The 14,610-nt window shown below is 66.0% G+C and carries 13 protein-coding genes; 8 read left to right on the forward strand and 5 right to left on the reverse strand.

The features are described 5' to 3' along the window. Nucleotides 1-9 precede the first annotated feature (9 nt). Nucleotides 10-1,155 carry a c-type cytochrome gene (locus AB3X95_RS00750; protein WP_176123385.1) on the reverse strand — a complete coding sequence of 382 codons (1,146 nt, stop codon included), beginning with the start codon at nucleotides 1,153-1,155 and terminating at the stop codon, nucleotides 10-12. A gap of 331 nt (nucleotides 1,156-1,486) precedes the next feature. On the opposite strand from AB3X95_RS00750, the gene AB3X95_RS00755 reads away from it, so the two are divergent. Beyond that, nucleotides 1,487-1,996, forward strand: coding sequence for a hypothetical protein (locus AB3X95_RS00755; RefSeq protein ID WP_013089052.1), 510 nt, complete (start codon nucleotides 1,487-1,489; stop codon nucleotides 1,994-1,996). A 167-nt stretch (nucleotides 1,997-2,163) separates the two neighbouring features. Here AB3X95_RS00755 and AB3X95_RS00760 read toward each other — a convergent pair whose 3' ends face one another. Continuing rightward, nucleotides 2,164-3,429: an MFS transporter gene (locus tag AB3X95_RS00760; protein ID WP_176368809.1), complete on the reverse strand. Its 1,266-nt coding sequence runs from the start codon at nucleotides 3,427-3,429 to the stop codon at nucleotides 2,164-2,166. Continuing rightward, entirely contained in the window at nucleotides 3,426-4,406 is a 981-nt protein-coding gene (locus AB3X95_RS00765) for a PRC-barrel domain-containing protein (RefSeq protein ID WP_184225558.1), read from the reverse strand. The genes AB3X95_RS00760 and AB3X95_RS00765 overlap by 4 nt, the downstream gene beginning before the upstream one ends. A gap of 540 nt (nucleotides 4,407-4,946) precedes the next feature. On the opposite strand from AB3X95_RS00765, the gene AB3X95_RS00770 reads away from it, so the two are divergent. Continuing rightward, nucleotides 4,947-6,344 (forward strand): NCS2 family permease, encoded by a 1,398-nt coding sequence (locus AB3X95_RS00770; protein WP_184225559.1) that lies wholly within the window; start codon nucleotides 4,947-4,949, stop codon nucleotides 6,342-6,344. Nucleotides 6,345-6,523: 179 nt separating this feature from the next. Then, on the forward strand, nucleotides 6,524-7,270 hold the full coding sequence (locus AB3X95_RS00775; RefSeq protein ID WP_176365710.1) for a thioredoxin family protein: 747 nt from the start codon (nucleotides 6,524-6,526) through the stop codon (nucleotides 7,268-7,270). Nucleotides 7,271-7,361: 91 nt separating this feature from the next. Here the strand turns inward: AB3X95_RS00775 and AB3X95_RS00780 are convergent, their stop codons facing one another. Beyond that, nucleotides 7,362-7,544, reverse strand: coding sequence for a hypothetical protein (locus AB3X95_RS00780; protein ID WP_176108988.1), 183 nt, complete (start codon nucleotides 7,542-7,544; stop codon nucleotides 7,362-7,364). Between the two features lie 131 nt (nucleotides 7,545-7,675). Continuing rightward, entirely contained in the window at nucleotides 7,676-8,590 is a 915-nt protein-coding gene (locus tag AB3X95_RS00785) for an NAD-dependent epimerase/dehydratase family protein (RefSeq protein ID WP_368620438.1), read from the reverse strand. Nucleotides 8,591-8,694: 104 nt separating this feature from the next. On the opposite strand from AB3X95_RS00785, the gene AB3X95_RS00790 reads away from it, so the two are divergent. The 5 genes from AB3X95_RS00790 (at nucleotide 8,695) to AB3X95_RS00810 (ending at nucleotide 14,568) form a co-directional block, all read left to right on the forward strand. Further along, complete coding sequence (locus AB3X95_RS00790; RefSeq protein ID WP_176365712.1) at nucleotides 8,695-9,618, forward strand: LysR family transcriptional regulator; 924 nt, start codon at nucleotides 8,695-8,697, stop codon at nucleotides 9,616-9,618. Between the two features lie 273 nt (nucleotides 9,619-9,891). Next, entirely contained in the window at nucleotides 9,892-11,412 is a 1,521-nt protein-coding gene (gene hutH / locus AB3X95_RS00795) for a histidine ammonia-lyase (RefSeq protein WP_176365713.1), read from the forward strand. 25 nt (nucleotides 11,413-11,437) lie between these two features. Next, the gene (gene hutC / locus AB3X95_RS00800; RefSeq protein WP_176108985.1) at nucleotides 11,438-12,133 is read left to right on the forward strand and encodes a histidine utilization repressor; all 696 of its coding nucleotides are present in this window, start codon (nucleotides 11,438-11,440) and stop codon (nucleotides 12,131-12,133) included. 90 nt (nucleotides 12,134-12,223) lie between these two features. Beyond that, a complete protein-coding gene (gene hutU / locus AB3X95_RS00805; protein WP_368620439.1) occupies nucleotides 12,224-13,912 on the forward strand; it encodes a urocanate hydratase in 1,689 nt (562 codons plus the stop codon). Between the two features lie 29 nt (nucleotides 13,913-13,941). Beyond that, nucleotides 13,942-14,568: a HutD family protein gene (locus AB3X95_RS00810; protein WP_368620760.1), complete on the forward strand. Its 627-nt coding sequence runs from the start codon at nucleotides 13,942-13,944 to the stop codon at nucleotides 14,566-14,568. The last annotated feature ends 42 nt before the right edge of the window (nucleotides 14,569-14,610 follow it).

Genomic DNA, 14,610 nt, shown 5'->3' on the forward strand with positions numbered 1-14,610 from the left:
TCTGCTCCGCTAGGGTTGGGCTGCGCTGGTGGCGGCCGGGCCGCCTAGCGATTGGATGTAGGTCACCAGCGTGGTCAGCTCCTGCTCGCTCAGGTCGAACTTCGGCATGATGGGTGCGAAGCCCTTCACGACGCGGGCCGTCGGGTTGCGGATGAAGGCGCGCAGATAGGCTTCGTCCACCTTCGCGGTGCTGCCGTCGGCCATCGTTTCGGTCTTGCCGTACAGGCCCTTCCACGTGGGGCCCACGCGCGGACTGCCGTCCACGGTATGGCAGGCGAAGCAGCCCTTGGCCTCTGCGAGCGTCTTGCCCTGGTTAGCGAGCGCCTGGGCGCCGCCGCCTGCAGCGGCGGCTGCGGCCTGCACCCTGGCCTGCTGCTGCGCGAACGTGCTTTGCTGCGTCAGCCAGCGCGCGAACGATGCTTCGTCTTCCACTACCACCACGCCGCGCATGTTGGCGTGCCCGAGACCGCAAAGCTGTGCGCACAGGATGTCGTAACGCCCGGCCTTGGTCGGCGTGAACCAGAAGGTGGTCACCATGCCGGGCACTATGTTCATGCGCGCGCGGAACGGCGGTACGTAGAAGTCATGCAGCACGTCGCGCGACCGTGTCAGGACCTGAATGGGCCGGTTCAACGGCAGGTGCACCTCGGGTGTCTCGATCAGGTAGTTGTCACGGCCGTTGGGGTCGCCGGGGTTCATGCCGAAGGGGTTGTCGTTGCTGATGTAGCGAACGTCCGTCGTGCCCAGCTTGCCACCGGGGCCGGCAAAGCGGAAGCGCCATTGCCATTGCTGGGCGAACACTTCCATCTGCAGCACGTTGCGCGGCGGCCGTATGTAGTCCGCGTAGACGAAGAGTCCCGGTGCCAGCAACGCTGCCACGCCTACCGAGGTCAGGCCGATCAGCCACCATTCCAGGCGCCTGTTATGCGGCTCGTAAACAGCGCGATGACCCCTGCGGTGGCGGTAGCGCAGCAATGCGATCACGATGAACAGGTTGATCGCGATGAAGAACACGCCGGTAATGACGAGCGTGATCGTCAGCATGTCGTCCATGCGCACCCAGTTTGAGGCGATCGGCGTGGTCCACCACGGGCTGGCAAAGTGAAACCCCACCGCCAATACGATGATCAGGAACAGGGCAATCGCAAGCGACATAGGTCACCTCGCTGCGCGTCACTCGCTGGCAGCCGCTAACAAAAGGCTCCAGGCGTCGGCGCCGCCTTGCCGTACTTCGGTACTGTCCGCGCCGGCACGTCTTTAGACGAAAGGTAGTCCTCTCCTTTGCATCGTGCAAGGCTGCGCAAGGGGGAAGTGCGCCCCATGTATAGGGCGGATGAATGGAGGAGTCGCTTGCTGCGATGCAATGCAAAACGGCCGCCTCCTGCATCGATTTCCCAGGCCACCTACGCCTCCTGATGGCACGCGGCAGGGGTACGATAATCAGCATCGACCCGTTGGGGGACTCCTTGATTGATGGAGAGCCGACATGAGACGTCTTTATTTCCTCGTACCTGACACGACGACGGCGAAGGCGATCGTAGACGACTTGCTGCGGGCGCGGATCACATGGCGACATATCCATGTCCTCGCGAATCACAGTGTCGCACTCGAACAGTTACCCGAGGCATCCTTACTGCAAAGCAGCGACGTCGTGCACTCGCTCGAACGCGGCGTGGCGCTCGGCGGTGCGACCGGCGCGCTGCTCGGCCTCGTGGCACTGGTGTTTCCTCCCGCGGGGCTCACGATTGCGGGCGGAGCCGTCGTCGCATTGACGTTGACAGGTGCCGGCTTCGGGGCCTGGACGGCCACGATGATCGGCGTCGACGAACCGAACGCACGACTCGAGCGCTTTCGCGGCGCCATACGTGACGGCCAGATCCTGATCATGGCCGACGTGCCTGGATCGCGCGAACAGGAGATCGAGCAGATGGTCGCGCATCATTTTCCGAAGGCCGATCTCGAAGGTGCGGAGCCGACGACCCCGATCTTTCCCTGAGAAGCAGTCGAGAAGAGGCCATCGGTACCCCTTGCAGTGAAGCCTTCAGAGGGGAACCGTGAGGTTTGCAAGAAGGGGAGCCGCAGCCTTGTTTCGTCACGTTCCGGACAGCCATGAACCTTGCCGCCCAGGTCAGCTCACGCCCCGACTGATACACCTGACGCGCCTCACCGCGCCGCCGACTTCCCACGCCCGGGCACCGCCGCGCCATTGCCATCGCCGTTGCTAGCCGCCGCCACGCGCGTCTCGGGCATTGCCGCCCACACCAGCAGCACCGCGAGGGCACCGGCCGCCGCGAGGCAGAAGAAGCTCACCATGTTGCCGAAACGATCGGCGACGAAGCCCGCCGCCGTCGTGCTCAGCGTCGCGCCGATGCCGGCCGCGAGTCCGAACAGGCCGATACACAGGTTGTAGCGGCCCTTGTCGCCGGCGACGTCGGCGGCGATCAGCGGCAGCATCACGCCGAATACCGCGGCGCTCAAGCCGTCGAGCATTTGCACCGGTACCAGCAGATAAGGGCTGCTGATGCCCGCGAACAGCAGCGCGCGGATCGGCAGTGCGGAGAAGCCGAGCAGCAGGATCGGGCGGCGGCCCCAGCGTTCGGCCGAGCGTCCGACCCACGGCGACAAAATCGCGACGATCGCCTGCGGCACGATGATGCACGCCGCGATCACGAGCTGCACGTTGTCGCCCATGCCGGCCGTCACTTCGCCGGCTGCGAGGTTCAGCATCGCCGCGTTCGACAGATGGAACAGCACGATGCACGCGGCGAACAGCAGCATGCGCCGGTCGCGCAGCAGCTCGCGCAGGCTTTCGCGGCGCTCGAGCTGCTCAGGGGTGGGCAGCGCTTGCGGCAGCTCGATGGTGTCGGTGCGCTGGATCATAGAGAGCGCGATCAGCGCGGGAACGGCGAGACCGGCGGTCAGAAAGAACACCGCGCGCGGCGAGTAGTACTCGCCGAACAGACCCATCAGGCCCGCCGCGACCGCGCTGCCGATCGACGCCCAGCGCGCGTTGCGGCCGAGCCGGTCGCCGAGATTCGCGCGACCCACCAGCGCGAACGAGATCGCCGCGAGCGCCGGCGTCAGCATGCAGCTCGCGAAGCCGTGGAACACCTCGGCGGCGATCACCGGCAGCAGGGTCGGGCTCATCGCGAGCAGCATCGCGCTCAGGATGATCGCGGTGATCGCCCATGCGGCCGCCGCTTTCTTGTTGCGCAGCGCGTCGACCGCGGCACCGCCGGGCACCTGGCTGACCATCGCGCTGATCGTGCCGACCGACAGCACCATGCCGATCTCGCCCTGGGTCCACTTGTGCGACGCGAGATAAGACGCGATGAACGGCCCGAAGCCCGTCTGCACGTTGGCGACGAAGAAGTTGAGCCAATCGAGCGCGCGCAGACTTCGCGCCGTGACCTGAGTGCGGACCGTCATCGGACCGCCCGTGCGTTGGAAACCGCGACGGCCGACGCGGCCGGCGGCGCCGAGGCCGCCGGCGCGGCGCTCGCGGCAGGCTGCGCAGGCGGGGCGGGTGGCGGCGCGGGCGACACCGCGCGGATCGGCTTGTCGGCCACATAGGGCGGCGTCGCGTTGATCTGCGCATCGCTCAGCTCGAGCTGCGGATGCAGCTCCTTGTCGCGCGTGACGAAGCGCAGCGCCGACCAGTTCGCGGCGATCGTGCGCCGGTCGGTGCTGACGATGCCGCCGACGTCGAGCACGACCGCCTGCGGCTGCGCGTAGCCGTCGATCAGCACGTCGACCACGCGGCCCACCTTGGCGCCGTTCGCGCGCTCGACGGTCGCATCGAGCAGCGCCAGCTCCAGCGCGTTCGTCTTGTTCGCGGCGGCCGGCGCTGCTGTCGCGGTGAGTGTGATCGGCGCGCCCTTCGCGGTCGGGGTGAAGTGGAACGTGCCCCACGGAAAGTTCACCTTGCGATCTCCGACGCCGAGGAAGCCCTGCAGATTGACGACCATCTCGCGCGGCTTGCCGGCCGCGTCGGTGGTCATGTCGATCGCGCGGCCGACCACCTTGCCGTCGGGCTTCTGCACCGGGCTGTCGAGCAGCGCGCGCGCGTCGCTGCGCTCGATCGTGCGCAGCACGATCAGCGGTGGCGGTGGCGGGGGCGGCGGCGGCGGAGCCGGCACGACGACGGGCGGCGGCGGTTCGACCTTGTGCGGCTTGACGACCGGCTTCTTCGGCTTCTTCGGCTCCTCGGGCCCCTCGTTCGCCTCGGTCTCGACCGGCTCGGGCGCGGACGCGGCGACCGGCGGGCTCGCCGGCTCGACCGGCATCACCCGCGCGTCGACGATCGGCGCCTGCTGCGTACCCCACAGCAGGCTGCTGCAACCGGACAGCGCGGCGAGCGCGAACAGCGCGGCCACGGTGCATAGCCAGCGAAACAGTCGAAGCATCTCCAGCGAATCAGGCGAATCGAGCGGGCGAAGCGATCCAAGCGGTCCAAACGGGACAATCGGCAGGCGCCCGGCGGGGCGCGGAAAACCGCCAGTCATCAGGAAAAACTCCACGGGCAGGTGCGGACGGGCGCGATGAGCCGCCGCGGTTGGAATGGGGTACGGCCCAGAGTTTAACCTGCGCTGCCGCGCGGGCAGGCTTTCACGGACTGGCTTGCAGGCGTTTCGCCGATGCTCCGGCGATATTGCGCTGCACGCCGCGTGCCTGCAACGCGATCGCCGAAGTGGGTTCGGCGCGTTTCGCGGCCGCTCGAATGCCCTAGGTGTAAACGCGCGCAGTGCTGGCGCGAGCGACCGTCGCGCAAAAGTTATAAGTCGCGCGACATGTCCGGCATGCCACACATGCGATTGGACGCATAGTTCTCTTCACCTACATTTCGACTCAGAAAAGCATTACCCACACCAACAAATCCACGAGACGAACCTGATGACGGCCGCGCTGGCGGCCGTTTCAGCGCGCTGATAAAGGAGGCACTCATCATGATGGAACCCCAGGCCCTCGCGAATTCCGACGTCGCGAGCGAATCCTTCGAAACCGAATCATTCCGCGGTAAGGGCTTGATCGACCGCTACTTCGACATTTCCGCGCGCGGCAGCACGCAGCGCCAGGAGATCGTCGCGGGCATCACGACCTTCCTCGCGATGGTTTATTCGGTATTCGTCGTGCCGGGCATGTTCGGCAAGGCGGGCTTCGATACCAGCGCGGTGTTCGTCGCCGTGTGTCTGACCACGGCGTTCGGCTCGCTGCTGATGGGCGTGTGGGCGCGTCTGCCGATCGCGATCGGCTGCGCGATCTCGCTGACCGCGTTCACCGCGTTCGGCCTCGTGCTCGGCAAGGGCCTGCATCCGAACGTCGCGCTCGGCGCGGTGTTCCTGATGGGCGTCGTGTTCACGACGATTTCGGTGACCGGCGTGCGCTCGTGGATACTGCGCAATCTGCCGACCGGCATCGCGCACGGCACCGGCATCGGCATCGGCCTGTTCCTGCTCTTGATCGCCGCGAACGACGTTGGCCTCGTCGTCAAGAATCCGGGCGCGGGGCTGCCGGTGTCGCTCGGCAATATCACGGCGTTGCCGGCGCTGATGTCGGTGGCCGGACTCGCCGCGATCTTCGGGCTGGTGCGGCGGCGCGTGCCGGGCTCGATCCTGATCGTGATCGTCGCGATCTCGGCGATCGGGCTCGCGATCGATCCGGCCGTGGCGTTTCACGGCGTGTTCGCGGTGCCGTCGTTGAGCGCGCCGGGGCATGCGTCGCTGATCGGCGCGATGGACGTGAAGGGCGCGCTGTCGATGGCGGTGCTGCCGAGCGTGCTCGCGCTCGTGATGACCGCGGTGTTCGACGCGACCGGCACGATCCGCGCGGTCGCCGGCCAGGCGGGGCAACTCGACGAGAACGGCCGCATCATCAACGGCGGCCGCGCGCTGACCGCCGATTCGCTGAGTTCGATCTTCTCGGGCCTGCTCGGCGGCGCGCCGGCGGCCGCGTATATCGAATCGACGGTCGGAGTCGCGGCGGGCGCGAAGACCGGGATGGCGGCGGCGGTCGTCGGTCTGCTGTTTCTGGTCGTGATGTTCTTCTCGCCGCTCGCCGCGCTGGTGCCTTCGTACGCGACCGCGCCCGCGCTGATGTACGTGGGGCTGCTGATGCTGTCGAACGTCAGCAAGCTGCATATGGACGACATGGTCGATGCGATGGCGGGGCTCGTGTGCGCGGTGTTCATCGTGCTGACCGCGAACATCGTGACCGGCATCATGCTCGGCTTCGCGACGCTCGTGATCGGACGCGTCGTCAGCGGCGAGTATCGAAAGCTCAATGTCGGCACCGTGGCGATCGCGGTGGTGCTGGTCGGGTTTTATCTCGGCGGCTGGGCGATCTGAGTTTCGTTGCAGGCAGTCGTGGTTCTCCACCTTGACGCGGTGCGTCGCGGTTCGATCCGCGGCGTGCCGCGTATCTGTTTGGCCGGTCCCTGGTGCCCACCTGTCCTTGACTTCCGCGCCGGCGCTTCTAAACCATAACCTTATGGTCAAGACCTGCATGCGCAGGAAAGGAGGCGCAGATGGAACCGCAACATCGCATCGGCAGCCGGGAAGAGTGGCTTACCGCGAGCCGCGCGCTGCTCGCCGAGGAAAAAGCGCATATGCGCGCCGGCGACGAACTCGCGCGCAAGCGTCGCGAATTGCCATGGGTCAAGGTCGACAAGCTTTATACGTTCGATACGCCTGATGGCCGCAAGACGCTCGCGGAACTGTTCGACGGCCGCAGCCAGCTGATCGTTTATCACTTCATGCTGGGCCCGGACTGGGAGGAGGGGTGCGTCGGCTGCTCGTTCCTGTCGGACCATATGACCGGCATTCTCACGCATCTGGTCCATCACGACGTCAGCTATGTGACGGTATCGCACGCGCCGCTCGAGAAGATCGACGCGTTCAAGCGGCGCATGGGATGGACCTTTCCATGGGTGTCGTCGAGCGGCAGCGATTTCAATTTCGACTATCACGTGTCGTTCACGCCCGAGCAGCTGGCGAGCAAAAAGGCGTTCTACAACTTCACCGAGCAGGACGTCGGCATCGACGAGCAGCATGGCCACAGCGTGTTCTACAAGGACGAAAGCGGCGACGTGTACCACACGTACTCATGCTACGCGCGCGGCGACGAGCGCTTCGTGAACACCTACGCGCTCTTGGACATCGCGCCGAAAGGGCGCAACGAGCAGAGCAATCTGACCGACTGGGTCAGGCATCACGACCGCTACGACGATCACGCGCGCGCGGCGTGCCCGGCCTGCGGATCGTACACGGTGTGAAGTGGTGAAGCGGGTGGACGCAGATGGCGAGGGGGGCGCGCCGCGCTGGCAGGCGCGTCGCCTTCGCGCCGTATGAGCACTGCAAAGCGCGTTACAGCGCCATCTCGAAGGCGGGTTTGAGGAACAATTCCATCGCCATCACGATGAGGCTCATCGCGGCGGCGGCCAGCGTCAGAACGCCGTATTCGTCGTAGCGCGTGTCGTACAGACACGCGACGACGAACAGAATCGCCATCAGGTTGGTCAGCCAGTCGAAGTTCAGCGCGAAGCTCATCGGTCGAATCGGAGCGGGATGCGACGGTGGAATCGCACCGTCAGGTGCTCGCGATTCTAGCGAAATGAGCTTACGGATTCGCAACGGCCGCGCTTACACAGTTTACGGCCAGTGACGAGCGCAAAGCCCCGTCAGACGGCGCTTTGCGGCACCATCATGTCGCGTTCGATCCATTCGATCACCGACGTGCGCCGCGGCTGCCAGCCAAGCAGCCTGCGCGCGCGCTCGCCGCGCACGCGGCTATTCGAGCCGAGACCGTACGAGGCCATTTCGTAGCCCCATTCCTGTTTCGCGTCTTCGAGCGGCCAGTTTTGCGGCGCGCCGAGCTTCATCGCGCGCGCGATCGCGGCGCTCATGTCGCTAAACGACGCTTCGTCGCTTTCGACGAAATAGAACGTGCCGGCAGGGGTTTTATCGAGCGCGAGACGATACAGCTCGGCGACGTCGTCGATATGCACGTTCGACCAGATGTTGCCGCCGCTGCCCACATGACGCACGACGCCGCTCTTTTGCGCCTGGCGCACGAGCCGCGGCAACTGCACGCTCGCGCTGCCGGCCACCGCGCCGTGACCGTAGATCAGCGTGTTGCACAGCACGGCCGAGCGCACGTTGCGTTGCGCGGCGTCGAGTACCAGCTGATCGATCGCGACGCGCGCGGCCTTGTCGGCGCTCGGGGTGGGCAGCGCGTCTTCGTGATAGATGCGTGCTTCACCGGCTTCGCCGCCCGACGCATCGCCGACGATGCTCGACCCGCTCGTGTGCAGGAACACCTTGCCCGAACCCGCGAGTCCGTCGATCAGCGCGCGCACCGCGCCTTCGTGATCGCTGCTCGCGGCGTTGATCACCGCGTCGGCCGCTTGCGCTTCGGCGATCAGCAACGCGCGGTCGTCGAGCGTGCCGATGACCGGCTCGATCCCGAGCCGTTGCAGCTCGGCGCTGTGTTCGGGCTTGCGGATCAGCCCGCGCACCTGATGACCGGCGCGCGCCAGATGCGCCGCGATGGAGCCGCCGATAAAACCGCTTGCGCCAGTAACGAAAATCTTCAAGACGTTCTCCTGAGGGAATTGCTGGTACAGGCACGCAGTATCGCTCGCGCGGATTCTCGCAAAAAGCGTGTTAGTCTCAAATCAATCTTGATTTGAAATCAACAATGAAAACCTCCACCGACGAATTGCTGGTGTTTGTCACCGTGATCGACAGCGGTTCGATCACGGCGGCGGCCGAGAAGCTGGGGCAGACCGTCTCCGGCGTGAGCCGCGCGCTCACGCGCCTCGAACAGAAGCTCGACACCGCGCTGGTGCGGCGTACGACGCGGCGTCTGCATCTGACCGAGGAGGGCGACGCGTTCCTGCAGCGCGCCCGCGCGATTCTCGACGCGCTCGAAGAGGCCGAGGAGTCGGTCGCGCGCGGCCGCCAACGGCCGTCGGGGCGCTTGCGCGTCGATGCGGCGTCGCCGTTCATGCTGCATTGCGTGGCGCCGCATATGACCGCGTTTTCGGCGCTGTATCCGGAGATCCGGCTCGAACTGACCAGCAACGAGCGGATCGTCGATCTGCTCGATCAGAAGGTCGACATCGCGATTCGGATCGGCGCGCTGCAGGATTCGACGCTGCATGCGCGCGCGCTCGGCGAGAGCAGGCTGCGCGTGCTTGCGAGCCCCGCGTATCTGGCCGAGCACGGCGAGCCGAGCACGCTCGATGCATTGCGCACGCATCGGCTGATCGGCTTTACGGCGCCTGAGCATCTGAATCGCTGGCCGTTGAGGGAAGGAGGCCGGGGAACGAAGCGCGTCAAAGGACAACGGGACCAAGCCGCGCTGCTGAAGATCGAACCGTCGATCACCGCATCGAGCGGCGAAACCTTGCGGCAACTGGCGCTGTCCGGCTGGGGCATCGCCTGTCTGGCCGACTTCATGACCGCCGCCGACGTGCGTGACAACCGCCTCGTGCCGATTCTCGGCAACCTGCTCGTCGACCAACGGCAACCCGTGCATGCGGTGTACTACCAGAGCGCATCGCTCGCGGGGCGCGTGCAGTGCTTCCTCGATTTCATCGCGGCGCGGGTCAAGCTCTGATCCGCGTCGCGGCGCCTTCTCTCCTATAACTCAGAGATCGGCCGAGTCGCGCCGCAAAGGTGTATATACAACTGTAGGTTAGGCCACAGAGCCCACGCCGGCCCGAGCGTCCTGCATCCGCCGCATGCCGACGCGCGGCCAAACCTGCCGATCTTGCACGGAATCCTGCGGCAAATAATGGAAATCCCTAGGCACGGAATATTGAAAAACAAGTTGTATATACAAGGCCCGCCGGCTAGACTTATTTGAACTTGTATAGACAGGACGACAACCATGATTCTGAAGCCCGGCTACCTGACCCTCCCGCAACTTCGCCAGATCGCACGCGAGCAGGTCACCCTGCAACTCGATCCCGCGAGCCACGCCGCCATCGACGCGTGTGCGCAGGCCGTCGCCGACATCACCGCCAAGGGCGAGCCGGCTTATGGCATCAACACGGGCTTTGGCCGCCTCGCCAGCACCCACATCCCGCGCGATCAGCTCGAATTGCTGCAACGCAATCTGGTGCTGTCGCACGCCGTCGGCGTCGGCGAGCCGATGTCGCGCCCGGTCGTGCGTCTGCTGATGGCGCTGAAGCTCTCGAGCCTCGGCCGCGGCCACTCGGGCATCCGCCGTGAAGTGATGGAAGCGCTGATCGCGCTGTTCAACGCCGACGTGCTGCCGGTGATCCCGGTCAAGGGTTCGGTCGGCGCATCGGGCGACCTCGCGCCGCTCGCGCATATGTCGGCGATCCTGCTCGGCGTCGGCGAAGTGTTCGCGAAGGGCGAGCGCATGCCGGCCACCGAAGGCCTCGCGCTCGTCGGCCTGAAGCCGCTCACGCTGCAGGCGAAGGAAGGTCTCGCGCTGCTGAACGGCACCCAGGCGTCGGCCGCGCTCGCGCTCTACAACATGTTCGCGATCGAAGACCTGTTCCGCACGGCGCTCGTCGCCGGTGCGCTGTCGGTCGATGCGGCGATGGGCTCGGTCAAGCCGTTCGATGCGCGCATCCACGAACTGCGCGGCCATCAAGGCCAGATCGACGCGGCGGCCGCATATCGCTCGCTGCTGCAAGGCTCGGCGATCAACGTGTCGCACGCCGATTGCGACAAGGTGCAGGACCCGTACAGCCTGCGCTGCCAGCCGCAGGTGATGGGCGCGTGTCTCGATCAGATGCGTCAGGCCGCCGAAACGCTGCTGAGGGAAGCGAACGCGGTTTCCGACAATCCGCTGATTTTCCCGGACACCGGCGAAGTGCTGTCGGGCGGCAACTTCCACGCCGAGCCGGTCGCGTTCGCGGCGGACAACCTCGCGCTCGCCGCGGCGGAAATCGGCGCGCTCGCCGAGCGCCGCATCGCGCTCCTTATCGACGCGACGCTGTCGGGCCTGCCGCCGTTCCTCGTCAAGGATGGCGGCGTGAACTCCGGCTTCATGATCGCGCACGTGACGGCTGCCGCGCTCGCGTCGGAGAACAAGACGCTCGCGCATCCGGCCTCCGTCGATTCGCTGCCGACATCGGCGAACCAGGAAGACCATGTGTCGATGGCGACGTTCGCCGCACGCAAGCTCGGCGATATCGCCGAGAACACCGCGAACATCCTGTCGATCGAATTGCTCGCCGCCGCCCAGGGCGTCGATCTGCGCGCGCCGCACAAGACCAGCCCGAGCTTGCAGAAGGTGATGGATCTCGTGCGCAAGGACGTCGCGCACTACGAGCTCGATCACTACTTCGCACCGGATATCGCGGCGGTCACGAAGCTCGTGCAGGCCGGCGCGGTCGCGAAGCTGAGCCCGTTCTCGTTCGTGTCGGAACAATGAGTCGCCGAGAGCGCGGATCACGACAATGAACGCACCCGCTTATCAGGGCATCAAGGACTTCATCCTCGCGCGCATTCATGCGGGCGAGTGGGCCGAAGGCGACCAGGTGCCCTCCGAAAACGAGCTTGCGCGCGAGTTCAGCGTCGCGCGCATGACGGTCAACCGCGCGTTGCGCGAGCTGACCTCGGAGCAGGTGCTCACACGCGTACAAGGCTCGGGCACATTCGTCGCCCGGCCCAAGTACGAGTCGACCCTGGTGGCGATCCGCAGCATCTCCGATGAAATCGTCGCGCGCGGTCACCGCTATCAGGCGAAGGTGCTGAACATCGGCGCCAGCATCGCCGATGCGGCGCTCGCCGAAGAGATGCAGGTGAGCGCGGGCAGCCCCGTGTTTCATTCGCGTCTGCTGCATTTCGAAAACGACGAGCCGGTGCAGTTGGAGGAACGCTGGGTCAATCCGGCCGTCGCGCCCGAATACGGGCTGCAGGACTTCACGAACACCACGCCGAACCAGTACCTCGTGCGCGTCGCGCCGCTGCAGCGCGTCGAGTACCGCATCGAGGCGCTCGCCGCCGACGACATCACGCGCGAGCTGTTGAACATGAGTGAACGCGAGCCGTGTCTGGTGCTGCACCGGCGCACGTGGTCGCAAGGCGAGGTCGCCTCGATCGCGAATCTGTGGCATCCGGGCACCCGTTACCGCTTCACTGGGCATTTCTGAATTCGCTTTTTCGCGCCTTTTCGCGCTTTTTCGCGCCTTCTCGTTTCCGCCGAATCTTTATCGAACATCTTCCGCATTCCGAGGGACACCATGAACAATCCGAAACACATCGATCCGCGTCTTGATCCGACTCGCACGATCCGCGCACCGCGCGGCGCGGAAAAGACCTGCAAGACCTGGATCGCGGAAGCCGCGTACCGGATGATCCAGAACAATCTGGACCCCGAGGTCGCCGAGCACCCGCACGCGCTCGTCGTGTACGGCGGCATCGGCCGCGCCGCGCGCAACTGGGATTGCTTCGACCAGATCCTCGCGTCGCTGAAGGACCTGAACGAAGACGAAACGCTGCTGATTCAATCGGGCAAGCCGGTCGGCGTGTTTCGCACGCATGCGGACGCGCCGCGCGTGCTGCTCGCGAATTCGAATCTGGTGCCGCATTGGGCGACCTGGGAACACTTCCACGAACTCGACCGCAAGGGCCTGATGATGTACGGCCAAATGACCGCGGGCAGCTGGATCTACATCGGCAGCCAGGGCATCGTGCAGGGCACCTACGAGACCTTCTTCGCGGTCGCGAACCAGCACTTCGACGGGGAGCCTGCGGGCCGCTGGATTCTGACCGGCGGTCTCGGCGGCATGGGCGGCGCGCAGCCGCTCGCGGCGACGATGGCGGGCTTCTCGATGATCGCGGTCGAATGCGACGAGACGCGCATCGACTTCCGTCTGAAGACGCGCTATGTCGACACGAAAGCGAAGACGCTCGATGAAGCGCTCGCGATGCTCGACGAAGCGGAAAAGGCCGGCAAGCCGATCTCGGTCGGCCTGCTCGGCAATGCCGCCGACGTGTTCGCCGAGTGCGTCGCGCGCGGCATCACGCCGGATTGCGTGACCGACCAGACCAGCGCGCACGATCCGATCCACGGCTACCTGCCGCAAGGCTGGACGGTGGAAGACTGGCGCGAGCGTCAGAAGACCGCGCCGGACAGCATCGTCACGCCGGCCAAACAGTCGATGGCGAGGCAAGTGCAAGCGATGTTGACGTTGCAGGAACGCGGCGCGGCCACGCTCGACTACGGCAACAACATCCGTCAGATGGCGCTCGAAATGGGCGTGGAAAACGCGTTCGATTTCCCCGGCTTCGTGCCGGCGTATATCCGCCCGCTGTTCTGCGAAGGCAAGGGCCCGTTCCGCTGGGTTGCGCTGTCGGGAGACCCCGAGGACATCTACAAGACCGATGCGAAGGTCAAGGAGCTGATCCCCGACGATCCGCATCTGCACAACTGGCTCGACATGGCGCGCGAACGCATCGCGTTCCAGGGCCTGCCGGCGCGGATCTGCTGGGTCGGCGTGAAGGATCGTTATCGTCTCGGCCAGGCGTTCAATGAAATGGTCAAGAACGGCGAGCTGAAGGCGCCGATCGTGATCGGCCGCGATCATCTCGACACGGGCTCGGTCGCGAGCCCGAACCGCGAAACCGAATCGATGAAGGACGGCTCGGATGCGGTCAGCGACTGGCCGTTGCTGAACGCGCTGCTCAATACCGCGGGCGGTGCGTCGTGGGTGTCGCTGCATCACGGCGGCGGCGTCGGCATGGGCTTCTCGCAGCACTCGGGCGTCGTGATCGTCGCGGACGGCACCGAAGCCGCGCACCAGCGCCTCGGCCGTGTGCTGCTGAACGATCCGGCCACCGGCGTGATGCGTCACGCGGATGCCGGCTATGAACTCGCGCAGCAGACCGCACGCGAGGCGGGTCTCAATCTGCCGATGCTGGGACGCTGATCGTGACCCGGACCCACCACGCCGGCAACATGGCAAGCGTCACGCTGATTCGCGGCGCCGAGCTCGTGGCGGCGCCGTGGAAAAACGGCGGCGGCGTTACGCGCGAGGTCGCGGCGTTGCCGTCGCCGGTCGGCGGGCAGGGTGCGGGCGCCGACTTCGTGTGGCGTGTGAGCGTCGCCGATGTCGCGCAGGCCGGGCCGTTCTCGCGCTTCGACGGCGTCGACCGGACGCTCGTGCTGCTGTCTGGCGCGGGCATGCTGCTCGATGAGCTGGGCGACACGGGCGTCATGTCGACGCATGTGCTGCGGCAGCCGCTCGACGTCGCGCGCTTTAGCGGCGAGACGCGCATCGACGCGCGTCTCGTCGCTGGCGCGACGCGCGACTTCAACCTGATGGTGCGGCGCGACGTGGCGCAGGGCGAGCTGGACGTGTGGCGTGTCGGCGCGAAGCAGGACGCGCCGCGCGTGCTCGACGGCGACGTGGCGCTGCTGTTTTGCGCGGGCGGCGCGGTCACGGTCGCGCTGGCGGCGGACCACGCGCAAGCGGTGCGGCTCGACACCGCCGATGCGTTGCGCGTCGACGGGCCGAACGCGCTCGCTTGCACGCTAACGGGCGACGGCGCGGTGCTCGCGATCACGATTCGCTACACGCGATGACGATTCAATCATGATCGGGCATTGCATGCGCTCCATCACGGC

This window comes from Paraburkholderia sp. BR13444, from assembly GCF_040948755.1.
GTDB lineage: Bacteria > Pseudomonadota > Gammaproteobacteria > Burkholderiales > Burkholderiaceae > Paraburkholderia > Paraburkholderia youngii.